Source organism: Pseudomonas sp. ERMR1:02, from assembly GCF_002277815.1.
In the GTDB taxonomy this organism is placed as follows: Bacteria; Pseudomonadota; Gammaproteobacteria; order Pseudomonadales; family Pseudomonadaceae; genus Aquipseudomonas.
Window position 1 is genome coordinate 74,662 of the sequence record NZ_NKJI01000016.1, and the last position, 23,892, is coordinate 98,553.

Below are 23,892 nucleotides of genomic sequence, written 5' to 3' on the forward strand. Positions count from 1 at the left end.
TGCATCAGTGTGCCTTGAGGTTCTTCAGTTCAACCGAAGGCGCGCCTTCGGCAGCGGTGGAGATCTGACCGATGACCCAAGGCTGCTCGCCGGCTTCGCGCAGCACCTTCAGAGCGGCTTCAACGTGCTCTTGAGCCACACAGATGACCATGCCCACGCCGCAGTTCAGCACGCGGTGCATTTCGTTTTCGTCGACGTTGCCTTTCTCTTGCAGCCAGTCGAACACCGCCGGGCGGGTCCAGCTTGCAACGTCAACCACCGCTTGAGCGCCTTTTGGCAGCACGCGCGGGATGTTGTCCAGCAGACCGCCACCGGTGATGTGAGCCATGGCCTTGACGGCGCCGGTTTCCTTGATCAGCTTGAGCAGCGGCTTCACGTAGATGCGGGTCGGGGCCATCAGCAGGTCGGTCAGCGGCTTGCCATCGAGCTGGGTATTCTCGATGTCGGCACCGGAAACTTCGATGATCTTGCGGATCAGCGAGTAACCGTTGGAGTGCGGGCCGGAAGACGGCAGGGCGAGCAGGGCATCGCCGGCAGCGACTTTGGAACCGTCGATGATTTCGGATTTTTCCACGACGCCAACACAGAAGCCGGCCAGATCGTAGTCTTCGCCTTCGTACATGCCAGGCATTTCAGCGGTTTCGCCGCCGACCAGGGAGCAGCCGGACAGCTCGCAGCCTGCGCCGATGCCGGTGACGACCTGGGTCGCGGTTTCGACGTTGAGTTTGCCGGTGGCGTAGTAGTCGAGGAAGAACAGCGGCTCGGCGCCGCAGACCACCAGGTCGTTGACGCACATGGCCACCAGGTCGATGCCGATGCTGTCATGCTTGTTCAGGTTCAGTGCCAGGCGCAGCTTGGTGCCAACGCCGTCAGTGCCGGAAACCAGCACGGGCTGCTTGTAGCCGGCCGGGATTTCGCAGAGGGCGCCGAAACCGCCCAGGCCGCCCATGACTTCCGGGCGCGCAGTGCGCTTGGCGACGCTCTTGATGCGTTCGACCAATGCTTCACCGGCGTCGATGTCTACACCGGCGTCCTTGTAGCTCAGGGAGGGTTGCTTGCTCATGATCCAGGCCTTTAGGGGGATTCAGGGGTAACGACCGAGTTCAGCGGGGCCGCCGAAATCGACGAGGGCGATTGCCTCACGCGAATTTCGAAGGTGCCCGGCTGTTGCCGGTCTGCGAAGGCGCGCGATTTTATCAGGCTTGAAGGGCAGCGGCCATCCTCAGGCCGACGGCAGGGGCATATCCGTTTAAAAAAACCGTAATTTCTGCGCGCTGGTGGCATCCTTCAGGCCTGCGTAAGGTATCGCCATTAAGCGTCTATGGTTATGACAGTGCAAAAACTTACCCAGGACGTGTGAATGTTTTGCGCCGGGCAATGGTCACAACCTTGCTCGAACGTCTTCATGCGGTCTGTTCCAACCGCTCTTGTCGTCAGGAATCTTCCATGCGTTTTTGTAAATTCTTGTTTGTGGGCTGTTTGTCAGTGGTCAGCCTGGCCAGTCATGCCGAAACCGTCAAAGGCCTTTACCAGGTGCGCGAACCGGTGAGCGGCCAGTCTGCGGAAGAGCGCGATCAAGCGACTCAGCGCGCCCTCGACACGCTTGTCTTGCGTCTTACCGGCGACCCCAAGGCGACGCAAAGCCCGGGGTTGGCGGTTATCCACAAAGATCCGCAGCAAATTATCAGTCAGTACGGCTTTGATGCGGGGCCGCCGCAAGTGCTGAAAGTCGATTTCGATCCAGCAACCACCGAACAGGCCTTGCGCCGTGCCGGGCTGGCCATGTGGGGCGCCAACCGGCCGTCGATTCTCGGTTGGTGGTTGAATGATTCTACCGGGGGTTCAAGTCTGGTGGGTGATGGCCAGGCCAGTGCGGCACCGCTGCGTCGTGCGGCGCAACATCGCGGCTTGCCGCTGCGATTACCGTTGGCGGATCTGAATGAACAGATCGTCGCCACCGCTCCGAATCTGGAAGGCGCGGATCCGGCGCCATTGCGGGGTGCATCGGAACGTTACAATGCCGATGCCTTGCTGGCGGTACATGCCCGTGAAGAGGGCGGGCAGTGGCAAGCCAAGTGGCGGTTGTGGCTGGGCGATCAGAAAGAAGCCGGTAGCGTCCAGGGCGCCGATCAAGCGGCATTGGCAGACGCGGTGATGCTGGCGGTCAACGAGCGACTGGCGCCGCGGTTCGTCGCCAAGCCGGGAGCGTCCACTCAACAATTGCTGGAAGTGCAGGGCATGAACCTTGAGCGCTATGCGACGCTCGGGCGTTTGCTGGAGCCTTTTGGCGGGCGTCCGCAAAGTGTCGACGGCGACCGGATTCTTTATCGGGTCAATGGCAGTACCGACCAGTTACGGGCGCAGTTGTCGCTGGCGAAGTTGCAGGAGGTAGCAGCGACGCCAGCACCAGCTCCCGTGGTGCCTGTTGCACCGTCAGCCGGCGGTTCGGCCCCTGCCGCAACGCCCGCTCCGGCGCCGACACCGCAATTGCGTTTCCGCTGGTAGGTTTTTCTTTCTTTATATAGAAGCAATGGAGTGGTTCATGGCCGATACGCGGCGTTGGTTCTGGTTGGGTGGAGTGGTTCTGCTCTGTGCGTTCATCTGGCTGTTGCATCCGATTCTGACGCCGTTCCTGGTGGCGTTGCTGTTGGCTTATCTGTTTGATCCACTGGTGGATCGGCTGGAAAGGGCCGGACTGTCTCGAACCTTGGGCGTGGTGGCGGTATTCGCCTTGTTCACTCTGATCTTCACGACGTTACTGCTGGTATTAGTGCCTATGCTCGCCAAGCAGCTTTTTCGTTTATATGAGCTGGCACCGCAGATGCTCGACTGGTTACAGCACACGGCGTTGCCGTGGGCGCAATCGAAGTTCGGCTTGTCGGAAGGCTTCTGGAAGTTCGACAAGCTCAAGGCTGCCATCAGTGAACACATGGGGCAGACCACCGACATTGTGGGAGTGGTGCTGAGTCAGGCGACGGCTTCCGGTCTTGCGTTGATTGGCTGGCTGGCGAATCTGGTGCTGATACCGGTGGTGAGTTTTTACTTGCTGCGTGATTGGGACCTGATGATGGCCAAGATACGCAGCTTGCTGCCCCGGGACCGCGAAGAGCGCGCTGTGTCGCTGGCCGGTGAATGCCATGAAGTACTCGGGGCGTTTGTGCGCGGGCAGTTGCTGGTGATGGTGGCGTTGGGTGTGATCTACGCCGCAGGCTTGATGCTCGTGGGGCTGGAACTCGGCTTGTTGATCGGTCTGATTGCCGGTCTGGCGGCGATTGTGCCGTACATGGGGTTTGTTATCGGTATTGGCGCGGCATTAATTGCCGGTCTATTCCAGTTCGGTGGCGAACTGTATCCCATGGTCGGCATCGTTGCGGTGTTCATGGTCGGTCAGGCGCTGGAGGGCATGGTGCTGACGCCGTTGCTGGTGGGTGATCGCATCGGTCTGCACCCGGTTGCGGTGATCTTCGCGATCCTTGCCGGTGGTGAATTGTTCGGTTTTACCGGCGTTTTGCTGGCGCTGCCGGTGGCAGCGGTCATCATGGTGCTGGTGCGACATGTACATGATTTGTATAAGGATTCAGATATTTATAGTGGTATTGACGAGCCAGAGCTTTAGGCTTCTTCGCGAACCAGCCCGGATTGATGCCGGATTGATGCCGGGTAGGTGCCTGCACCGCCAAAGAAACTGTCATAAAACCGGGGCGTCAACGCAAACCTTTGATTTTGCTTGTGGTGTGTCGCATTGTGCGGTCGGCTTCACGGGTATAAACTTCGCAAACTTTACACAGAGGCCACTAACGGTTCCTTTGGAACTGTTCAGTCAGCATGAAACCGATTCAGCTGCCCTAGGTGTGCGTCTGCGTGATGACGCCACCTTTATCAACTACTACCCAGGCGCCAATGCCGCTGCACTCGGCTATGTCGAGCGACTGTGCGAAGCCGACGCCGGTTGGACCGAAAGCCTGATTTACCTTTGGGGCAAACACGGAGTAGGGCGCACACATTTGTTGCAGGCCGCTTGCCTGCGTTTCGAGCAGATGGGTGAGCCGGCGGTGTATCTGCCTCTGGCCGAGTTGATGGATCGCGGCGTCGAAATTCTCGACAACCTTGAACAGTACGAACTGGTTTGCCTGGATGATCTACAGGCAGTAGCGGGGAAGGCTGACTGGGAAGAAGCGCTGTTCCATTTGTTCAATCGTCTGCGTGACAGTGGTCGGCGTCTGCTGATTGCCGCGTCGACCTCCCCGCGTGAACTGCCGGTGAAGCTGGCGGACCTAAAATCGCGCCTGACCCTGGCGCTGATCTTCCAGATGCGCCCGCTTTCCGATGAAGACAAATTGCGTGCCCTCCAACTGCGCGCATCCCGTCGCGGCCTGCACCTGACTGATGAAGTCGGGCACTTTATTTTGACCCGCGGGACCCGAAGCATGAGTGCGCTGTTCGAGTTGCTTGAACGCCTCGACCAGGCCTCTCTTCAAGCTCAGCGCAAGCTCACGATTCCTTTCCTGAAAGAAACGCTTGGCTGGTAGATAAACCCAATAATTCTGGGGGCTGCAGCGATTTTTGCATATTTCAGGCGCCAGAAAGTGCGCTTTCCTGCAAGTTGCAGGCTACGCAAGCAATCAAAATGGGTTTAAGCGCTTAGATGTAAACGAGAAACAGGGAAGTCACAAAAAGTTCGATTGAATTTGCAAATGAGGTTGATAGCGGGCATAGTCGCGGCTTCTTTAAAACCATCAGCCACGGTCGTGCCCATGCTAAAGCGCTTCGCACCCCTCGTGCCTCTCGCACTCGTTACCCTGTTGTTCGGTTGCGCTGCCCACACTCCAGTGTCCCAGCAAGAGCAACAACAGCAAGTTCAAAACTCTGCTACTGCCCAATCTTCCGCTCGTTATCAGGAAGCTCTTTTCCAGGAAGAAGAAGTAACCACCGAAAAAGAACTGGCCGACTTCGCCGATGGCAAGTCGTATCAACTTCCAGTTCTGGCCGACAGCATCCTCGAACGTGGCATGTCTCTGATTGGTACTCGTTACCGTTTCGGTGGCACTTCTGAAGCCGGTTTCGATTGCAGTGGTTTCATCGGTTACCTGTTCCGCGAAGAGGCAGGCATGAATCTGCCACGGTCTACTCGCGAAATGATCAACGTGGATGCGCCACTGGTATCTCGCGGCAAACTCAAGCCGGGTGACCTGCTGTTCTTCGCCACCAATGGCCGTCGCGGCCGCGTCAGTCACGCCGGGATCTATCTGGGTGACAACCAGTTCATCCATTCCAGCAGCCGCAAAAGTGGTGGTGTGCGGATCGATAGTCTGGGCGACAGCTACTGGAGCAAGAGCTTCATCGAAGCCAAGCGCGCCCTCGCGATGGCGCCTTCCGCGAGCCCGATCATCACGGCACGCAAGTAAGCGGACATTTTGTAAGGCGAACTTAAAGTCTTACTTGAAGTTTGCCGCATAAGCGCTAGAATCTGATCTATGAATGATGGCAAACCGCCTGCGTGATGCGCAGGCGGTTTTCTTTTCTGCGCCCTCTGCAGAAAAAAGCCGCAGCCAGATCAGAGTGTTCTGCTAATGACGACGTCGGCCCGCCTCGCAATCATGCTTTTCGCAGCGCTGCTCAGTGCTTGCGCCAGCCGCACTCCGCCACCTGCGCCGGTGGTTCGCGCTCCCATCGTTTTCGGTCCCTCCCAAGCTTTTTCGCCTGAAGCGGAAGACGTGCTGTTTCGTGCGTTGGGCCTGGTGGGTACGCCTTATCGCTGGGGCGGCAATACGCCGGATTCCGGTTTCGATTGCAGCGGGCTGATCGGCTACGTGTATCGGGATGTCGCCGGCATTTCCTTGCCGCGAACCACTCGCGAAATGATCTCCATGCAAGCGGCCAATGTAGGCAAGGAGGGCCTGCAAACCGGTGACCTGATTTTCTTTGCCACCAATGGCGGTTCCCAGGTCAGCCATGCCGGTATCTACGTCGGTGAAGGCCGTTTCGTTCACGCGCCTGCCACGGGTGGCACGGTGAAGCTCGACAGCTTGTCCAAGGCGTATTGGCAGAAAGCCTACCTCAGCGCCAAGCGCGTCCTGCAACCGGAGCACCTGGCGCGCAACCCGTAACAGTCTGAGGTTGTTGTCATGACTGCTCGCACGCTCAATCTCGACGATTCGCTCTATCACTACCTGCTCGACGTTTCCCTGCGGGAGACGCCGCTGCTCAAGCGCTTGCGCGACGAAACCCAGGCGCTGCCCATGGCGCGTTGGCAGGTGGCCCCGGAGCAGGGGCAGTTTCTCGCGTTGCTGGTGAAGCTCACTGGCGCCAGGCGTGTGCTCGAAGTCGGTACCTTCACCGGTTACAGCGCGCTGTGCATGGCGGCGGCATTGCCAGAAGACGGATCGTTGACCTGCTGTGACATTCCCGGAGAATACAACGCCACTGCGCGTCGCTACTGGCAAGAGGCCGGGCTGGACGGGCGCATTGATCTGCGCTTGGCGCCTGCACTGGAAACCCTGAGCAAGCTGGATCAGCCGGATCTATTCGATCTGATTTTCATCGATGCCGACAAGGCTAACTATCCAGCCTACCTGGAACATGCGCTACGTCTGTTGCGTACCGGAGGTCTGGCGGTGTTCGATAACACGCTGTGGAGCGGCCGGGTACTTGAAGAAAATCCAGAAAGCGCAGATACCCAGGCCATTCAGGCGCTCAATCGCGCCTTGAAGGATGATGCGCGGGTGGATCTGTCGTTGTTGCCGTTGGGGGATGGGCTCACGCTCTGCCGGAAACGCTGAACCCTTGTGGGAGCGGCGGTGCGACGATTCGACTTGCTCGCGAAGCGGTGGGTCAGTCAACATTTATGTCGACTGACACGCCCCCTTCGTGAGCAAGTCGAATCGTCGCACCGCCGCTCCCACAGTGTTATGTGTCGTTACTTTACTGCCGACACGCGCCAAACCTTGTTTCCCACATCATCCGCCACCAGCAAGTCACCCTGCTGGTCAATCACCACGCCCACCGGACGGCCCATGGCCTTTTCCTCATCATTAAGGAATCCGGTCAGCACATCTACCGGCTGCCCGGTCGGTTTGCCAGCGCTGAAGGGCACGAAAATCACTTTGTAGCCACTATGCGGCTTGCGGTTCCATGAGCCGTGCTGGCCGATAAAGGCACCTTCCTTGAACTGCGTCGGCAACGTGTTGCCTTGGGCAAACGTCAGACCCAGCGATGCGGTATGCGGGCCGACCGCATAGTCTGGCGCAATGGCCTTGGCCACCAACTCAGGGTTTTGCGGTTCGACGCGGATGTCCACGTGCTGACCGTAATAGCTGTAAGGCCAGCCATAAAACCCGCCGTCTTTCACGGAGGTGATGTAATCCGGCACCAGGTCGCTACCGATTTCATCCCGTTCATTGACGGCTGTCCACAGTGCGCCGCTCGAAGGCTCCCAGGCCAGACCGTTCGGATTGCGAATCCCTGAAGCAAAGATCCGGTGGTTGCCGGTGGCGCGGTCCACTTCCCAGATCGCCGCGCGTCCTTCTTCCTTATCCATGCCGTTTTCGGCGACGTTGCTGTTGGAACCTACCGTGACGTACAGCTTGCTGCCGTCCTTGCTGGCGATAACATTTTTCGTCCAGTGGTGATTGAGAGTGCCGCCCGGCAGGTCGACCACTTTGATCGGCGGCGACTTGATCGCCGTGTCACCGTTTTCATAGTGGAAGCGCAGCAGGCGGTCGGTTTCGGCGACGTAAAGGTCATTACCTACCAGGGTCATGCCGAAAGGCGAGTTGAGGTTTTCCAGAAAAACGGTGCGGGTTTCGGCAATGCCATCATGGTCCTTATCCCGCAGTAGGGTGATGCGGTTCGGACTCGGCACGCTAGCGCCGGCGCGCGCCATGACTTTCTTCATCACCCAGCCCTTGATGCCTTTACCGTCATCGGGTTTGGGTGGGGCGTTGGTTTCGGCGACCAGTACGTCGCCGTTGGGCAGCACATACAACCAGCGCGGATGATCGAGGCCCTCGGCAAAAGCGGTCACTTGCGTGCCGGCGGCGGCGACGGGTTTTGCGCCGTTCGGCCAGCCGATTGCCGGGGCGATGTTCATCGTCGGCATCAGTGTCTTGTTGGGTTCAGGCAGTTTGGGAGACGGGCCGGTGCCGTCGGAGACTTGCAGGCTGGAGGTTTCACCGCAAGCGGCAAGTCCTCCGGCGAGGGCGATGACGAGAACGAGCTGGGGCTTGCGCATGCTGATCTTCCCTATGAATCCATGGGCCTGATCAGTAGAGAAGCGCAAGCGCGCGATGGTTCAACGGGTCAGCCGCGAGCCTCCTTGAGCAGCACAGCGATGCCGGGGTGATATTGGCCCGCTTCATTGCGCAATTTGCGGTAGGCGTAGGGGAAATACCAGGCCACGGCGCAGGTGTGCTCCTTTTGCAGGTCATCGACCATGTCCTGCAATTCTTCCGGGGTGGCGCCATGCTGGGTTTTTTGTGGTGCAACGAACAGGCAACCGAGTTTCAGGTCGCTGGCAAAGCTGATTAGTCTGGCAGCACTGGTGACGTCGTGCAGCGCCTGGGTCAATATTCACTGGTACGCCCCGTCTTCAATTGACGCTCCACCCCCAACCCTCTAACCTTCGCGGCTTGTTTCAGGTGCTCTGTGGCCCCGGTCGACAGAGTGAAACAGGGAAGCCGGTGAGTGGCCGATTCAATGCATCAAGGCCTGCGATCCCGGCGCTGCCCCCGCAACGGTAAATGAGTTAAAAACTGCGCCTTGAGCCACTGTGTCAAATGACATGGGAAGGCGCGCAGTCAGGCCAACGCCGCTCATGAGCCCGGAGACCGGCCTGATCCATCCAAACGGCATCACGGTGGGCGATGCCAGGCTTCTTGCCGTCTATTCTTGTGCCCGCCCGCCGTTATCCAGCCTCAACGGAGAGCTCCCCATGACTGACACCCCTGATCGTGACGAACGTCATCTGGCGCGCATGTTGCGCAAAAAAGCCGTGATCGACGAACGCATCGCCAATTCCCCGAACGAATGCGGCCTGTTGCTGGTGCTGTCCGGCAACGGCAAAGGCAAAAGCAGCTCGGCGTTCGGCATGCTCGCCCGGTCCATGGGTCATGGCATGCAGTGCGGCGTGGTGCAGTTCATCAAGGGTCGCAACAGCACGGGTGAGGAGTTGTTTTTCCGGCGCTTCCCTGAGCAGGTGCGTTTTCACGTGATGGGCGAGGGCTTTACCTGGGAAACCCAGGACCGTCAGCGCGATATCGCCGCCGCAGAAGCGGCCTGGGCTGTGTCGCAGCAATTGCTGCGCGATCCATCCATCGGCCTGGTGGTGCTGGATGAGTTGAACATCGCGCTCAAGCACGGCTACCTCGATCTCGATCAGGTGCTCGGCGATTTGCAGGCGCGTCCACCGATGCAGCATGTGGTGGTTACCGGTCGCGGGGCGAAGCCGCAGATGATCGAGTTGGCCGACACCGTCACCGAAATGGGCATGATGAAGCACGCCTTCCAGGCTGGTATCAAGGCGCAAAAAGGCGTCGAGCTGTGAGCGCTATTTTATGAACAGCAGCCGTCAATGCCCGGCAGTACTGATTGCCGCGCCGGCCTCCGGCCAGGGCAAAACCACCGTCACCGCCGCGCTGGCCCGTTTGCATCGCAATCAGGGACGCAAGGTTCGCGTGTTCAAATGCGGTCCGGACTTTCTTGACCCGATGATTCTCGAGCGCGCCAGCGGTGCGCCGGTGTATCAACTGGACATGTGGATGGTCGGCGAGCAGGAAAGCCGCCGCCTGTTGTGGGAAGCCGCAGGCGTTGCCGACCTGATTCTGATCGAAGGCGTGATGGGGCTGTTCGACGGGACACCATCGAGCGCTGATCTGGCCCGACATTTCGGTGTGCCGGTGCTGGGCGTTATCGACGGTACCGCCATGGCCCAGACCTTTGGCGCACTGGCTCTGGGGCTGGCGCGCTATCAGCCGGACTTGCCGTTCGCCGGGGTTCTGGCCAACCGCGTCGGCACCCAGCGTCACGCACAATTGCTCGAAGGCAGCCTGACCGAAGGCCTGCGCTGGTACGGGGCCTTGTCCCGGGAAATCGGGATCGAACTGCCGAGTCGGCACCTCGGTCTGGTGCAGGCCAGTGAGTTGAACGACCTCGATGTGCGCCTGGATGCGGCGGCCGATGCCTTGGCCAGCAGTTGCGAAGTCGCGCTGCCTCCTGCGGTGGAATTCGCCGCGCCGGATGTGATCGCGGTCGAACCGCTGCTGGCCGGTGTGCGCATTGCCGTTGCCCGGGACGAAGCGTTTGCTTTCACCTATGGCGCAAGCCTGGATTTGCTGCGGGCGATGGGCGCCGAGCTGCGGTTTTTCTCGCCGATCCGTGACGCTGATTTGCCGGAGGCAGACAGTCTGTATCTGCCGGGTGGTTATCCGGAATTGCACCACGTAGCGCTGTCGCAGAACAGCTCGATGCGCGATGCAATCCGCGCGCATCACGCCGCGGGAAAACCGTTGTTGGCCGAATGTGGCGGCATGCTTTATCTGCTCGATTCGCTGACCGATGTCGAAGGCACTCGCGCAGAGCTGGTCGGTTTACTCAGCGGTGATGCCGTCATGCAAAAGCGCCTCGCCGCGCTGGCCTTGCAAGCGGTTGAGCTGCCAGAAGGCTCGCTGCGCGGTCACACCTACCACCATTCGTTGACCACCACCGAACTGACGCCGATTGCCCGGGGCTTGAGTCCGAATGGCGGGCGTGGGGCGGAGGCGGTTTATCGTGAGGGGCGGATGACGGCCTCTTATGTGCATTTTTATTTTCCGTCCAATCCATTGGCGATTGCGTCGCTATTCCGGCCTGACCTTGAAGCCGCCATCGCGAGCAAGCTCGCTCCTACAGTTGATCACCTAACCCCTGTAGGAGCTGGCTTGCCAGCGAAGAGGCCATGACCGACAACGCATTCTCCGAAGCCGAGCGCGCGGCAGTTTATCGAGCCATCGGCGAACGCCGCGACATGCGCCACTTCAGCGGCGGCACCGTCGAGCCCGAGTTGCTCCGGCGCCTGCTCGAAGCCGCGCACCAGGCGCCGAGCGTCGGCCTGATGCAGCCCTGGCGTTTCATTCGCATCAGCGACCGCGCCTTGCGCGGCGAGATCCAGGCACTGGTAGAAGAAGAACGCATCCGCACCGCCGAGGCCCTCGGCGAACGCACTGACGAATTCATGCAGCTCAAGGTCGAAGGCATCAACGATTGCGCCGAGGTGCTGGTGGCCGCGCTGATGGATGATCGCGAGCGGCATATCTTTGGTCGGCGCACCTTGCCGGAAATGGACATGGCTTCTTTGTCCTGCGCGATCCAGAACTTGTGGCTGGCATCCCGCGCCGAAGGGTTGGGCATGGGCTGGGTCTCGCTGTTCGAGCCCCAAGCCCTTGCGGACTTGCTGGGCTTGCCGGCGGGCGCAAAACCGTTGGCCATTTTGTGCCTGGGGCCGGTCAAGGCATTTTATCCGGCGCCGATGCTGGTGCTTGAAGGTTGGGCGCAGGCGCGTCCGCTAAGCGAACTGTTGTACGAGAATTATTGGGGAGTGAGTTCATGAGTGTGGCGTTGCTGAGTGTCGCCGCCGTGGCGCTGGATGCGCTGCTGGGCGAACCCAAACGCTGGCATCCGCTGGTAGCGTTCGGCCGTTTTGCCGACCGCATCGAGCAACGTTTCAATGGTGGCGGTCGTGGCTGGCGCAGTCATGGAGTCACCGCGTGGGTGATCGCGGTGTTGCCGTTGACCTTGCTGGCCACGGCTTTTTCCTGGGCGCCTTATGTCGGCTGGGTCGTCGAGATTCTCGCACTGTATTGCGCCCTCGGCATGCGTAGCCTCGGTGAGCACGTCACGCCTGTAGCCAGGGCCTTGCGCAGCGATAATCTGGAACAGGCTCGCACCCGCGTCGGTTACCTGGTCAGCCGCCAAACCAGTGAGCTGGATAAAACCGAAGTCGCCCGTGCCGCCACCGAGTCGGTGCTGGAAAACGGCAGTGACGCGGTGTTCGCCGCGTTGTTCTGGTTTGCCGTGGCCGGTGTGCCGGGCGTGGTGCTCTACCGTTTGAGCAACACCCTGGATGCGATGTGGGGCTATCGCAACGAACGCTTCGAGCGTTTCGGCTGGGCGGCAGCGAAGATCGACGACGTGCTCAATTACATCCCGGCGCGGTTGGTGGCGTTGACCTACGCGCTGCTGGGCAAAACCCGGCTGGCCTTGAAATGCTGGCGCATCCAGGGCCCGACCTGGGACAGTCCGAATGCCGGTCCGGTGATGGCGGCGGGTGCTGGCGCGCTGGGTGTCGAGCTGGGCGGGCCGGCAATTTATCACGGCGAACTGCATGAGCGCCCGCAACTGGGCGAAGGCGTGCCGGCGGACGCAGACTCTATCGACCGCGGCTGGCAACTTGTCCAGCGCGGGGTATGGTTATGGCTGCTGATTCTCTGCGTGGGGGCTGAATTTTATGCTTGAGCACGGTGGACGGTTGCGCAAGGCGGCGCTCGAATACGGCATCGAGGAAGCCGATTGGCTTGACCTGTCCAGCGGCCTGGCGCCCTGGCCGTTTCCAGTTCCACAGATCCCGCTGCGTGCCTGGGCGCGGCTACCGGAAACCGATGACGGGCTGGAGCAGGCCGCTTGCGATTACTACGGCACGTTGCAGGTGTTGCCGGTGGCCGGTTCGCAAATGGCTATTCAGTTGCTACCGCGGTTGCGCCGGGCTGGCAAGGTTGGCGTGCTGTCGCCGTGTTATGCCGAGCATGCCGAAGCCTGGCGTCGCAATGGCTACATCGTGCGTGAAGTGCTGGAGCAGGAAGTCGATTTCTTTGTCGACAGCCTCGATGTGCTGGTGGTGGTCAACCCGAACAATCCCACCGGCCTGAGCCTGCCCCCCAATCGCCTGCTCGACTGGCATTCGCGACTGGCGCAGCGCGGTGGCTGGCTGGTAGTAGACGAAGCGTTCATGGACAACACGCCGCAACTGAGTGTGGCACCGTTTGCCCATCAAGTCGGTTTGATCGTGCTGCGTTCGTTCGGCAAGTTTTTCGGCCTGGCCGGAGTGCGCCTGGGTTTTGTCCTGGCCGAGCGCAAGTTGCTCAAATTGCTCGCCGAACAAGTCGGGCCGTGGGCGGTCAGCGGCCCGACCCGGGTGCTGGGCCAGGCTTGCCTGCGTGATACCGAAGGGCAGGCGCGGCAACGGGTGCGTACCGAAGAGGCCTGCGAGCGGCTGGCATCGTTGCTGGAGCAGCACGGCTTCAAACCCCAGGGCGGTTGCGCTTTGTTTCAATGGATAATCACCGAGCGGGCCGAAGAACTGCATGAGTTCATGGCCCGGCGCGGCATTCTGCTGCGCATGTTCACGCAAAACAGCAGCCTGCGTTTCGGCTTGCCGGCCGATGAGGCGGACTGGGCGCGTCTCGCCGCCGCATTCGAAGCCTTCGCAAAGGAACGCCAATGACCACGTTGATGGTGCAGGGCACCACATCGGATGCCGGCAAAAGCACGCTGGTGACAGCATTGTGTCGCTGGGTCACGCGTCAGGGTGTGAGCGTGGTGCCATTCAAGCCGCAGAACATGGCGCTCAACAGCGCGGTGACGGCTGACGGTGGCGAGATCGGTCGCGCGCAAGCGGTGCAGGCTCAGGCCGCTTTTCTCGAACCGCACACCGACATGAACCCGGTGCTGCTCAAACCCAACAGCGACACCGGCGCCCAGGTGATCATTCATGGCCGGGCCGTCACGACGATGAACGCCGTGGCCTATCACGACTACAAGGCCATCGCCATGCAAGCGGTGCTGGCCTCCCATGCCCGATTGAGCGCGACCTATCCACTGGTGATGGTCGAAGGTGCTGGTTCACCTGCCGAGATCAATCTGCGCGCCGGCGACATCGCCAACATGGGTTTCGCCGAAGCGGTGGATTGCCCGGTGGTGCTGATCGCCGACATCAACCGTGGCGGGGTGTTCGCCCACCTGGTGGGCACGCTGGAACTGCTATCGTCCAGCGAACAGGCGCGAGTCAAGGGCTTCATCATCAATCGTTTTCGCGGTGACATCGCCTTGTTGCAGCCGGGCCTGGACTGGCTGGAGCAACGCACCGGCAAACCGGTGATCGGCGTGTTGCCGTACGTGATGGACCTGCATCTGGAGGCCGAGGACGGTATCGATCAGCGCCAGGCCGACAAGGCCGAGCAGGTCCTGAAAGTGGTGGTGCCGGTGCTGCCGCGCATCAGCAACCACACCGATTTCGACCCGTTGCGCCTGCACCCGCAAGTGGACCTGCAATTTGTCGGCCCCGGCCAGGCGATTCCACCGGCCGACTTGATCATTCTGCCTGGCTCGAAAAGCGTGCGCAGCGACCTGGCGTATCTGCGGGCCAATGGCTGGGAAAGCACCATCTCCCGACACCTGCGCTACGGCGGAAAAGTGCTGGGCATCTGCGGCGGCCTGCAGATGCTCGGTGAGCAGGTACATGATCCAATGGGGCTCGAAGGCGCACCGGGTTCCAGTGCCGGTTTGGGTTTACTGGCGTTCGAAACGCAGCTCGAAGAAGAGAAGCAATTGCGCAATGTGCGCGGGCGTCTGATCCTTGATAATGCTGAAGTCAGCGGCTATGAAATCCACGCTGGCGTCACCACCGGACCGGCCCTGGAAAACGCCGCCGTGCAGCTCGATGACGGTCGTTGCGATGGCGCGCAAAGTGTCGATGGGCAGATTTTCGGCACCTACCTGCATGGCCTGTTCGAATCACCCGAGGCGTGCAGTGCGCTGTTGCGTTGGGCGGGTTTGCAGGATGTGCAGGAAGTGGATTACCACGGGTTGCGTGAGCGGGATATCGAGCGGTTGGCGGATCTGGTGGAAAAGCATTTGGATACCCGGCTGTTGCGCGAACTCTGTGGGATTTGAGGTGGTTTTGAAACCGCCTTCGCGGGCAAGCCTCGCTCCTACAGGTTCAGTGTCGATCACACCCTGGTGGTTCGCCGTGCACCCGTAGGAGCGAGGCTTGCCCGCGAAGGCGGCGTTCGCCTCACCGCACATATGAAGGAATGAACCATGCTCCAACTGATCCTCGGCGGCGCCCGCTCCGGCAAAAGTCGCCTGGCCGAAAAACTCGCGTCCGACAGCGGCCTGGCCGTGACCTACATCGCCACCAGCCAACCCCTGGACGGCGAAATGAACGACCGGGTCGCCCATCACCGCGCCCGTCGTCCGGCCGAATGGGCGTTGATCGAAGAACCCCTTGAACTGTCGCGCGTTCTGCGTGAAAACGCTCACGCCGATCATTGTCTGTTGGTGGACTGCCTGACCCTGTGGCTGACCAACCTGCTGATGCTCGAAGATGCCGAGCGCCTGAACGCCGAGCGCGATGCCTTGCTGGAGTGCCTGGCGTCGTTGCCAGGTGAAATCATTTTTGTCAGCAACGAGACCGGAATGGGTGTCGTGCCGCTGGGCGAACTGACTCGCCGCTATGTCGATGAAGCCGGTTGGCTGCATCAAGCTCTGGCCGAGCGTTGTCAGCGAGTCGTCCTGACCGTCGCCGGCCTGCCCCTGACTTTGAAAGGAACTGCGTTATGACCCAATCCTGGTGGCTGAACCCGTGCAAACCGATCGACGCCCAGGCGGTTGAGCAGGCGCAAGCCCGTCAACAGCAATTGACCAAACCGGCCGGTTCTCTAGGTCGGCTCGAAGCGTTGGCAGTGCAACTGGCGGGATTGCAGGGGCAGGTCAAGCCAAGTCTTGCGCAGGTTTCGATCGTGATTTTTGCCGGAGATCACGGCGTGGTGGCCGAAGGTGTGTCGGCGTTTCCCCAGGAAGTCACGGGGCAAATGCTGCACAACTTCGTCAACGGCGGCGCGGCGATCAGCGTGTTGGCGCGGCAGTTGGGGGCATCCCTGGAGGTGGTCGATCTCGGTACGGTTACGCCGTCGCTGAACCTGCCGGGGGTGCGTCATCTGAATGTCGGCCCGGGCACGGCGAATTTTGTGCAGGGTCCGGCGATGACCGTGGCTCAAGGCGAACTCGCGCTGCAAGCCGGTCGTGACAGCGTGCTGCGGGCGCAAGCGGCGGGTGCGCAGCTGTTCATCGGTGGCGAGATGGGCATCGGCAACACCACCGCCGCCAGTGCGCTGGCCTGTGCCTTGCTCGAATGCCCGGTGGTGCATCTGGCCGGGCCGGGCACCGGGTTGAACGCGGCGGGCGTCAGTCACAAGGCCGAGGTGATCGAGCGTGCATTGGCCTTGCATGGCGCTCAGCGTGGCGATGCGTTGCAAACGCTGTTCAACCTTGGCGGCTTTGAAATCGCAGCGTTGGTCGGCGCCTATCTGGCGTGCGCCCAGGAAGGTGTCGCCGTGCTGGTGGACGGATTCATTTGCAGCGTCGCGGCGTTGGTGGCGGTGCGCCTGAATCCAGAATGTCGGCAGTGGTTGTTGTTCGGTCATCGAGGTGCCGAACCAGGTCATCGTCATGTGCTGGAAACTCTGCACGCCGAGCCGTTGCTCGATCTCGGTTTGCGTCTGGGCGAGGGCAGCGGGGCGGCTCTGGCTGTGCCGTTGTTGCGCCTGGCCTGCGACCTGCACGGGCAGATGGCGACGTTTGCCGAAGCCGCGGTCGCGGATCGTCCGGCATGACCTTGCGTCTGGATCTGTTGCGCCACGGCGAAACCGAACTCGGTGGTGGCTTGCGCGGCAGCCTCGATGACGCGCTGACCGAAAAGGGTTGGCAGCAGATGCGCACGGCAGTGATGGAGCAGGGACCGTGGGACCGTTTGGTCAGCTCGCCGTTGCAGCGTTGTGCGCGGTTCGCTGAAGAACTCGCCGCGCAATTGGGCTTGTCGGTGGAGTTCGATCAAAACCTGCAAGAACTGCACTTCGGCAGCTGGGAAGGGCAGAGCGCTGCAGCGCTGATGGAAACCGATGCCGACGCCCTTGGGTTGTTTTGGGCTGACCCTTACTCCTTCACCCCGCCGAAAGGTGAGCCGGTTGCTGACTTTTCAGCACGGGTGCTGGCGGCGATGGTGCGTTTGCAGGCGGCATACGCCGGCGAGCGGGTACTGTTGATCAGCCATGGTGGGGTCATGCGTTTGTTGCTGGCTCAGGCGCGGGGTCTGCCCCGTGAGCAGTTGCTCAACGTCGAAGTCAGTCATGGCGCGATGTTCTCCCTATCGGTTGAATCTGACGGCTTGATAAGGGAAGTGCTCTGACCATGCTGCCGTTCTGGATCGCCTTGCAATTCCTGAGCAGCCTGCCGATTCGTCTGCGGGCATGCCGGCACCGGAGGAACTGGGGCGGTCGCTGCTGTTTTATCCGCTGGTGGGTTTGTTGTTCGGCGTGATTTTGTGGGCGCTCAACTGGCTATTGCTGGGGACACCGTTATTACTGCATGCCGCGCTGTTGCTGACGGTTTGGGTATTGCTCAGCGGTGCACTGCACCTGGACGGCCTGGCCGATAGCGCCGATGCCTGGCTCGGCGGATTTGGTGACCGCGAACGTACGCTGACGATCATGAAAGACCCGCGCAGCGGGCCGATTGCGGTGGTCACGCTGGTGCTGGTGTTGCTGCTGAAATTCGCCGCGTTGCTGGCGTTGATCGAGCGGCAACACACCATTGCGCTGATCATTGTTCCATTGATCGGTCGCAGCGCGTTGCTTGGGTTGTTCCTGACTACACCGTATGTGCGTGCCGGTGGTTTGGGGCAGGCACTGGCCGATCATCTTCCGCGTTCGGCGGGCAAGCAGGTGCTGGCGATCAGTGCGTTGGCCTGTGTGCTGGTTGCTGGCCTCAGCGGTGTTTTTGCTGTGGTACTGGCCGTCCTGCTATTCGTCTGGCTAAGGCAAGTGATGCTGCGGCGATTGGGCGGGACGACGGGCGATACGGCGGGAGCGTTGCTGGAGTTGTTGGAGGTTGCAGTGCTCGTAGGGCTGGCGATAGCCCTGTAGGAGCGAGCTCGCTCGCGATGGACGTCAACGATAACTCGCCCTGTTTGAATGATCGCGGTGCCCGGACGTTTTTCGCGAGCGAGCTCGCTCCTACAGGGTTCGGTGTAACATAATTGCATTCAGTTAACCGCGGGTATATACACGCACCATGCTCGATTCTCAATGTTTATGTATCAACCTGCGTCGCGCCGCCCGTGGCGTCAGCAGACATTACGACGGCGCTCTCGACGGCTTCGGGATCAACGTTGCGCAGTATTCTTTACTGTGCAATCTGCAACGTCTGGATCAACCGAGCATTTCCACTCTGGCCGAGGCCATGGGTCTGGATCGCAGTACTCTTGGGCGCAACTTGCGAGTGCTGGAGGGCGAAGGCCTGGTGACGCTGGTTGAAGGCGAAGACATGCGCAATCGCATCGTCCGGCTGACCGAAGCCGGGGCCGAGCGATTGAAAGCAGCGTTGCCGGCCTGGGAAGCCGCGCAACAGCGATTGGTTGATCGCCTGGGTGCCGAAAAGCGGGAAACCTTATTGAAGTTGCTGGACGAACTGGCTTGATGCCGGTTTGTTCGATTTTAAGCGGGTATATACCCGCGAGCGGAGAATAAGAATGACATCGATGTGGCGTACATGCGGTTGGGTTTTGTTGGGAAGTGCGCTGATCCTGGCGTTGTCTCTGGGGGTGCGACATGGTTTCGGCTTGTTCCTGGCGCCGATGAGTGCCGAGTTCGGCTGGGGGCGTGGGGTCTTTGCCTTCGCCATCGCCCTGCAAAACCTGATCTGGGGCCTGGCGCAGCCGTTTACCGGCGCGCTGGCCGACCGCTTTGGCGCTGCGAAAGTGGTGCTCATCGGTGGTGTTCTGTATGCGCTGGGTCTGGTGTTCATGGGCTTGTCGGATTCGGCGATGACTTTGTCCTTGAGTGCCGGCCTGCTGATCGGTCTCGGCCTGTCCGGTACTTCGTTTTCGGTGATCCTTGGCGTGGTCGGGCGGGCGGTGCCGCCGGAGAAACGCAGCATGGGCATGGGCATTGCCAGCGCCGCCGGTTCGTTCGGCCAGTTCGCCATGCTGCCCGGCACGCTGGGATTGATCGGCTGGCTCGGCTGGTCCGCGGCCCTGATGGCGCTGGGACTGCTGGTGGCGCTGATTGTGCCGCTGGTGAGCATGCTCAAGGACAAGCCATTGCCGGTGCTCGGCCATGAGCAAACGTTGTCCGAAGCCCTGCGTGAAGCCTGTTCCCATTCGGGATTCTGGCTGCTGGCGTTTGGCTTTTTTGTCTGCGGTTTCCAGGTGGTGTTCATCGGTGTGCACTTGCCGGCGTATCTGGTGGATCAACATCTGCCGGCGACAGTCGGCACAACGGTGTTGGCGCTGATCGGCTTGTTCAACATCTTCGGCACGTACACCGCGGGATGGCTGGGCGGGCGTATGTCCAAGCCCAAGTTACTCACCGGTCTGTATTTGCTGCGGGCTGTAGTGATTGCGCTGTTCCTGTGGGCCCCGGTGACCACGACAACCGCTTATCTGTTCGGCATGGCCATGGGCTTTCTGTGGCTGTCGACGGTGCCTTTGACCAACGGTACGGTCGCGACGTTGTTCGGCGTACGAAATCTGTCCATGCTCGGTGGGATTGTTTTCCTGTTCCACCAGTTAGGCTCGTTCCTCGGCGGCTGGTTGGGCGGGGTAGTGTACGACCGGACCGGGAGTTATGACTTGATCTGGCAGGTCGCGATTCTGTTGAGCCTGATGGCCGCCGCCCTGAACTGGCCGGTGCGTGAACAGCCGGTGGCGCGCCTGCAAAGCCAAATGAGCGCGATATGAACAGTCTCTGGCCGCGAATCACCGTCCTGGCTTTCGGTACCTTGCTGCTGGGTCTGGCATGGTGGGGCTGGCATCAAGGCGGGTTGGCCCTGATGCAGTTAGGTATGGGTGCTTGCTAGAGGGATGCTTGCTAGAGGGATGCTTGCTAGCAGGATGTGAGGGCGAGTAACTTCCATTCCTGACAATTCCTCACAAGGAAGCACCGATATGCTGATGCGCTGGTTTGCAGTTCCCGCGTTACTGGTAGCGTTTACCGGATTGGCTCAAGCGGCAGAGTGCCCGGCGCTGTTGCAAGGCTCATTGCCCAAGTTGCGCGCCAATGAGTCCATCGATTTGTGCCAGCGCTTTGCCGGCAAGCCGTTGGTGGTAGTCAATACCGCCAGCTTCTGTGGCTTCGCGCCGCAGTTCAAAAGCCTTGAGGCATTGAATCAGCGTTACAAGGATCAGGGGCTGGAGGTGATCGGTGTGCCTTCCAACGACTTCAAGCAGGAGTCCAAGGATGGCGCCGAGACCGCCAAGGTCTGCTACGTGAACTACGGCGTGACCTTCACCATGACCGATCCGCAGAAGGTCCGCGGCGACGATGCCACGCATCTGTTCAAGGTTCTTGCCACACAGAGCAGCGCGCCGAAGTGGAATTTCTACAAGTACGTAGTCGATCGCCAGGGCAAGGTGATCGCCAGTTTCTCCAGCTTGACCAAGCCTGATGATCCTGAGTTCATCACTGCGGTGGAGAAAGCCCTGGCATCCCCGCCGCTGGCTTCCGCACCATAATCCGAAACTAGTTAACCCCATGTAGGAGCCGGCTTGCTGGCGAAGGCGGTGTATCAGGCACTGCATGATTGACTGGACTGCCGTCTTCGCCAGCAAGCCGGCTCCTACAGGGGGCGTCCATAAAAAAAGCCCCGCCTCTGTATAAGAGCGCGGGGCTTTTTTGATTCCGGTGGCGAGCGGTTCAAGCTCGCCGGGAATCATCAGAAGCGATAGGTTGCGCCGACGCCGAAACCGTTTGCACTGTTTTCGTACTTGGCGTTGTAGGACTGACCCAAAGCGTTAGCGCGGTTGACAGTGACAGATTCTTCCTTGAGGTAGGAGTAAGCCACGTCAATGGTCCAGTCGTCGGTTGGGTTGAAGCCCGCACCGACACTGAAGATCGTCCGGTCGCCGGTAGGAATGCGTGGCGAACGATCAGTGTTGTTGGTCGGCGACTGGTCAAAGGTAAGACCGGTACGCAGTACCCACTGCTTGTTCAACTGGTAGGAAGTACCCACGGCGTAGGCCCAGGTGTCATGCCAGTTCTGGTCTTCCTTGATGGTGCCAACAATTTGTGGGGCGAGGGCACCACCGCTGGCTGCGGTTACGCCTTCGTTGTTGACGGTGATGTCTTTCAGGCGGCTCCAGCGAGTCCAGGTAGCACCGGCATAGAGTTTCCAGGCCTCGTTCATATCCTGAGTCACGGAAAGGTCATAGGACTCAGGTGTTTCGATCTTCAGCGAGGCATCGTAACGGTTGGATTTGAGTAGCTGAGGTGGCACGCCACCGCCGGCAGTCACCTCGGTGTGGCCGTCGAGCTTGTAGTTCACTTTCGAGTGATAGGTCAGGCCCACGCGAGTGGTGTCGGTGGCTTGCACCAGGACGCCGGCGTTCCAGCCCAAGGCCGTATCGTCGCCCTTGATCTGGATATTGTTGTCGCCAGTCCCGCGGACTGGGAGAGCAATGTCCGATTGCAGCTCGCCGGAAATCCGGTTGATGGTAGGGCCAAAACCGATCGATACTTTATCGTTGAAAGCGTAGCTGACGGTTGGCTGCAGAGTGACGACCTTGACTTCGCTCTTGCTGCCGAAAGCTCGGCCCTGAAAGCCGGTTTCGTAGTTGGTGATCAGCCCGAACGGAGCGTAGACACCAAACCCGATCGACCATTGATCGTCGAGTTTATTTGTATAGAAACCCATCGGTACCGAAGTGAACGGAACCATATCGCCTTTGTTGGTTCCGCTTGAACGGCCACCGGTATCGCTGAGATCGGTCGAGGCGTCGATCACTGCGATACCGCCAGTGATTTGCTGGCCTTTGAGGCGAGACATGCCGGCAGGGTTGCCAAAAACTGTACTTGCATCATCGGCAGAAGAAGAACGCCCGGCGTAACCAGTCCCCATCCCGCTGATGCTTTGTTCGTTGAGGGCAAAGCCACTTGCGAAGATCTGGGTGGATGCCAAGGCAACGGCGAGGCTAATGGTGGTTTTGAGCATTACTTTTTTCATTATTAGAACTCCTGATGATCACCGGGGCGAAAATTACCAACATTTTCGTCCCAGCGCCATAGGCTGTATCGCTTGATTTAGAGCGGTTTTGTAGGACAATCCGACCAGATTCGCGACTCGTTGTGCGAACTTTGGATCCAGAGGCGATCAGCAAGCTACCTGATTCAGCGGTGAAACACAGGTTTGCCAGGCGTAGGTGAAGTCTCTCAGGCGTCCTTGGGGCTGGAAGGTCTGGCGCCAGATTCGGGCCATTCCCAGCAGGTCGCCTGCTTCGGGGAGCGGGGTGTTCTGTTCTTCGACCAGCAACCAGGCGATGGCTGTGGCGTAACGCAGGTTGACGGTCAATTCCAGATGCGGGCCACTGAGAAAGGCATGCTGGCTGGCGAGGCCGCGGACCAGACTGGCGCGCTCGGGGTCGAGTGCCAGGTAGTGGTCCCAGAGTGCCTGATGACGGGGCTCAGCGATTCGGTACAAGCCGTGTCCACGGCGGTCATGCAGGGCGGAACCAAGGGCTGACTGACTGGCGGCGATGCCCAGCAGCAGGGATTCGGCAGTTGCGCTATGGCGTCCAAGGTAGAGCAAAGTCGGACGGATCACATAACGGCACAGATCGCTGGCAGCGATACCCATAAACGCCTCGAAGCATGAAATAGGCGGCGAAACCTGAAGGTAGCGTTGGCAGCGGTGAATCGACTCAGGCTCGCCGAAAGCGGATCAAGCCGCTTGAGTTGAAGTGTAGTGTCATATTCACTACGTAAAGGCCTGTTTTTAAAATATTTCTGGCTTCCAGTTATAACCGTTATACCTGTTAGTGCTTAGGCGAAGTTCCGGAAGTGTGAAACTGCGCGCAACAAAAAGCCCCGCTTTTTCGGCGGGGCTTTGATGTTTCAGCCTTGCTTGTGTCTCAGGCAACCAGTGCCTGACGGGTACGCTCGATCACGGCCTGCAGCGGTTCTGCGCTGGAGTATTGATCGGGATACAGGCGTTCGCTGTGACGGGCGATGCCGTGTTCGTTGACCAGGGTGAAGCTGAAACAGCCTTTGCGAGCGGCCATGATCAGGCAGTTCATTGGTGCAAAAGCGTTGGTTAGGGTGCGGATGGCATCCTGTGCATGGATTTGAGTAGACATAGTCATGGGTGTTCCTACAAGCGACACGGATAAGAGCCGTGCAAAATTAAAACGTTCCAGTAACGACGACCACCGTTGGTCGAACGAAGAACCTGACTGGAACAAAGCAGCCAGTTTGAAGCGCTGATAATTGGCGCGCTTGGGCTGGCAGGTAGGTACTTAGGAGGGCAGGCAACACGACGAGGGCAAAGGTTCTGGGCCCGGGGTGAAGATCCTGATCAATTTGCAGGTTGGTTCGGTCAGAGTAAGCGATCCTGGCAACACCCTTCGCATTCGATTCAAAGGCTGTGTTGACGCAAGAATTACCTGGAAACCATCGAGGTGGTCGATCCCGCTTGTTCGGTGCAAGGCTTCCTATGGGAAGGCTGCCCGGGGGATTTGTTCGACCAGAATTGACTTTCAGCTTGGTACTAACGCCGCGGATACTAACGGATTGAACTGGCGAAGGGAAGTGTGTTAGCAAATAAAGATTGATCGCCTGTGTAATTCGCAGCTGAGTGAAGTCCTATGTCGCAGATCAAGATCCGCAGGATCGCCCTGTAATGGCCATGAATCCGACCAGCGGTCTTGATGATTCAACTCCTTGGAGGGGCCTGGAGCGCGGATTTTCCCGGGTTTATCCCCAGGCAAGGAGATTAAATGCGCCGAAAAAGTGCAGCGATATAACCGCCTCGAAGTCACTTGTGCACATTAACCGCGCAGTCTGTCACCCCGCTGTCATCTAGCCTTCAAACGCAGTG

23 protein-coding genes, 3 pseudogenes and 1 riboswitch are annotated in these 23,892 nt (G+C 59.9%); of the genes and pseudogenes, 20 read left to right on the forward strand and 6 right to left on the reverse strand.

Annotated features, from left to right (window positions below; all coding sequences use genetic code 11):
• Window positions 1–4: 4 nt before the first annotated feature.
• A complete protein-coding gene (purM, locus tag CES87_RS23895; protein ID WP_128608035.1) occupies window positions 5–1,063 on the reverse strand; it encodes a phosphoribosylformylglycinamidine cyclo-ligase in 1,059 nt (352 codons plus the stop codon).
• Window positions 1,064–1,446: 383 nt separating this feature from the next.
• On the opposite strand from purM, the gene CES87_RS23900 reads away from it, so the two are divergent.
• From CES87_RS23900 to CES87_RS23925, 6 genes and pseudogenes are all read left to right on the forward strand, one after another.
• A complete protein-coding gene (locus CES87_RS23900; RefSeq protein ID WP_128608036.1) occupies window positions 1,447–2,505 on the forward strand; it encodes a DUF2066 domain-containing protein in 1,059 nt (352 codons plus the stop codon).
• A 37-nt stretch (window positions 2,506–2,542) separates the two neighbouring features.
• On the forward strand, window positions 2,543–3,616 hold the full coding sequence (locus CES87_RS23905) for an AI-2E family transporter (RefSeq protein ID WP_128608037.1): 1,074 nt from the start codon (window positions 2,543–2,545) through the stop codon (window positions 3,614–3,616).
• 209 nt (window positions 3,617–3,825) lie between these two features.
• Window positions 3,826–4,529, forward strand: a pseudogene (gene hda, locus CES87_RS23910) (DnaA regulatory inactivator Hda).
• A 225-nt stretch (window positions 4,530–4,754) separates the two neighbouring features.
• Entirely contained in the window at window positions 4,755–5,405 is a 651-nt protein-coding gene (locus tag CES87_RS23915) for a C40 family peptidase (protein ID WP_128608039.1), read from the forward strand.
• A 165-nt stretch (window positions 5,406–5,570) separates the two neighbouring features.
• Complete coding sequence (locus CES87_RS23920) at window positions 5,571–6,107, forward strand: C40 family peptidase (protein ID WP_128608040.1); 537 nt, start codon at window positions 5,571–5,573, stop codon at window positions 6,105–6,107.
• 18 nt (window positions 6,108–6,125) lie between these two features.
• Window positions 6,126–6,779, forward strand: coding sequence for an O-methyltransferase (locus CES87_RS23925; protein ID WP_128608041.1), 654 nt, complete (start codon window positions 6,126–6,128; stop codon window positions 6,777–6,779).
• A gap of 137 nt (window positions 6,780–6,916) precedes the next feature.
• On the opposite strand, the gene CES87_RS23930 is transcribed toward CES87_RS23925, so the two are convergent.
• Window positions 6,917–8,230 (reverse strand): sorbosone dehydrogenase family protein, encoded by a 1,314-nt coding sequence (locus CES87_RS23930; RefSeq protein ID WP_128608042.1) that lies wholly within the window; start codon window positions 8,228–8,230, stop codon window positions 6,917–6,919.
• Between the two features lie 68 nt (window positions 8,231–8,298).
• Window positions 8,299–8,565, reverse strand: a pseudogene (locus tag CES87_RS23935) (hypothetical protein); the annotation flags it as partial.
• Between the two features lie 52 nt (window positions 8,566–8,617).
• A riboswitch (cobalamin riboswitch) is annotated at window positions 8,618–8,849 on the forward strand.
• An 80-nt stretch (window positions 8,850–8,929) separates the two neighbouring features.
• Between CES87_RS23935 and cobO the strand changes: the two are divergent.
• The 14 genes and pseudogenes from cobO to CES87_RS24000 all read left to right on the forward strand — a co-directional run bounded on the left by cobO (window position 8,930) and on the right by CES87_RS24000 (window position 20,536).
• Window positions 8,930–9,541, forward strand: coding sequence for a cob(I)yrinic acid a,c-diamide adenosyltransferase (cobO, locus tag CES87_RS23940; protein ID WP_128608043.1), 612 nt, complete (start codon window positions 8,930–8,932; stop codon window positions 9,539–9,541).
• Between the two features lie 10 nt (window positions 9,542–9,551).
• Entirely contained in the window at window positions 9,552–10,934 is a 1,383-nt protein-coding gene (locus CES87_RS23945; RefSeq protein WP_128608044.1) for a cobyrinate a,c-diamide synthase, read from the forward strand.
• Complete coding sequence (gene bluB, locus CES87_RS23950; protein WP_128608045.1) at window positions 10,931–11,581, forward strand: 5,6-dimethylbenzimidazole synthase; 651 nt, start codon at window positions 10,931–10,933, stop codon at window positions 11,579–11,581. Before CES87_RS23945 ends, bluB begins: the two co-directional genes overlap by 4 nt.
• Complete coding sequence (gene cbiB / locus CES87_RS23955; RefSeq protein ID WP_128608046.1) at window positions 11,578–12,486, forward strand: adenosylcobinamide-phosphate synthase CbiB; 909 nt, start codon at window positions 11,578–11,580, stop codon at window positions 12,484–12,486. Before bluB ends, cbiB begins: the two co-directional genes overlap by 4 nt.
• Complete coding sequence (gene cobD, locus CES87_RS23960; protein WP_128608047.1) at window positions 12,479–13,471, forward strand: threonine-phosphate decarboxylase CobD; 993 nt, start codon at window positions 12,479–12,481, stop codon at window positions 13,469–13,471. The genes cbiB and cobD overlap by 8 nt, the downstream gene beginning before the upstream one ends.
• Window positions 13,468–14,919 (forward strand): cobyric acid synthase, encoded by a 1,452-nt coding sequence (locus CES87_RS23965; RefSeq protein ID WP_128608048.1) that lies wholly within the window; start codon window positions 13,468–13,470, stop codon window positions 14,917–14,919. The genes cobD and CES87_RS23965 overlap by 4 nt, the downstream gene beginning before the upstream one ends.
• A 147-nt stretch (window positions 14,920–15,066) precedes the next feature.
• Window positions 15,067–15,588 carry a bifunctional adenosylcobinamide kinase/adenosylcobinamide-phosphate guanylyltransferase gene (gene cobU / locus CES87_RS23970; protein ID WP_128608049.1) on the forward strand — a complete coding sequence of 174 codons (522 nt, stop codon included), beginning with the start codon at window positions 15,067–15,069 and terminating at the stop codon, window positions 15,586–15,588.
• A complete protein-coding gene (cobT, locus tag CES87_RS23975) occupies window positions 15,585–16,640 on the forward strand; it encodes a nicotinate-nucleotide--dimethylbenzimidazole phosphoribosyltransferase (protein WP_128608050.1) in 1,056 nt (351 codons plus the stop codon). Before cobU ends, cobT begins: the two co-directional genes overlap by 4 nt.
• On the forward strand, window positions 16,637–17,212 hold the full coding sequence (gene cobC / locus CES87_RS23980; protein WP_128608051.1) for an alpha-ribazole phosphatase family protein: 576 nt from the start codon (window positions 16,637–16,639) through the stop codon (window positions 17,210–17,212). The genes cobT and cobC overlap by 4 nt, the downstream gene beginning before the upstream one ends.
• 2 nt (window positions 17,213–17,214) lie before the next feature.
• Window positions 17,215–17,948, forward strand: a pseudogene (locus tag CES87_RS23985) (adenosylcobinamide-GDP ribazoletransferase).
• A 148-nt stretch (window positions 17,949–18,096) separates the two neighbouring features.
• Entirely contained in the window at window positions 18,097–18,501 is a 405-nt protein-coding gene (locus CES87_RS23990; RefSeq protein WP_128608052.1) for a MarR family winged helix-turn-helix transcriptional regulator, read from the forward strand.
• A gap of 52 nt (window positions 18,502–18,553) precedes the next feature.
• The gene (locus CES87_RS23995) at window positions 18,554–19,762 is read left to right on the forward strand and encodes an MFS transporter (protein ID WP_128608053.1); all 1,209 of its coding nucleotides are present in this window, start codon (window positions 18,554–18,556) and stop codon (window positions 19,760–19,762) included.
• Window positions 19,759–19,881 carry a hypothetical protein gene (locus CES87_RS33565; RefSeq protein ID WP_256591063.1) on the forward strand — a complete coding sequence of 41 codons (123 nt, stop codon included), beginning with the start codon at window positions 19,759–19,761 and terminating at the stop codon, window positions 19,879–19,881. The genes CES87_RS23995 and CES87_RS33565 overlap by 4 nt, the downstream gene beginning before the upstream one ends.
• Before the next feature lie 88 nt (window positions 19,882–19,969).
• Window positions 19,970–20,536: a glutathione peroxidase gene (locus CES87_RS24000; RefSeq protein WP_128608054.1), complete on the forward strand. Its 567-nt coding sequence runs from the start codon at window positions 19,970–19,972 to the stop codon at window positions 20,534–20,536.
• 200 nt (window positions 20,537–20,736) lie between these two features.
• On the opposite strand, the gene CES87_RS24005 is transcribed toward CES87_RS24000, so the two are convergent.
• The 3 genes from CES87_RS24005 to CES87_RS24015 all read right to left on the reverse strand — a co-directional run bounded on the left by CES87_RS24005 (window position 20,737) and on the right by CES87_RS24015 (window position 23,152).
• Window positions 20,737–22,023 carry an OmpP1/FadL family transporter gene (locus CES87_RS24005; protein ID WP_128608055.1) on the reverse strand — a complete coding sequence of 429 codons (1,287 nt, stop codon included), beginning with the start codon at window positions 22,021–22,023 and terminating at the stop codon, window positions 20,737–20,739.
• 147 nt (window positions 22,024–22,170) lie between these two features.
• Window positions 22,171–22,653: a hypothetical protein gene (locus CES87_RS24010; protein ID WP_128608056.1), complete on the reverse strand. Its 483-nt coding sequence runs from the start codon at window positions 22,651–22,653 to the stop codon at window positions 22,171–22,173.
• Between the two features lie 274 nt (window positions 22,654–22,927).
• The gene (locus CES87_RS24015) at window positions 22,928–23,152 is read right to left on the reverse strand and encodes a hypothetical protein (RefSeq protein ID WP_003204606.1); all 225 of its coding nucleotides are present in this window, start codon (window positions 23,150–23,152) and stop codon (window positions 22,928–22,930) included.
• Between the last annotated feature and the right edge of the window lie 740 nt (window positions 23,153–23,892).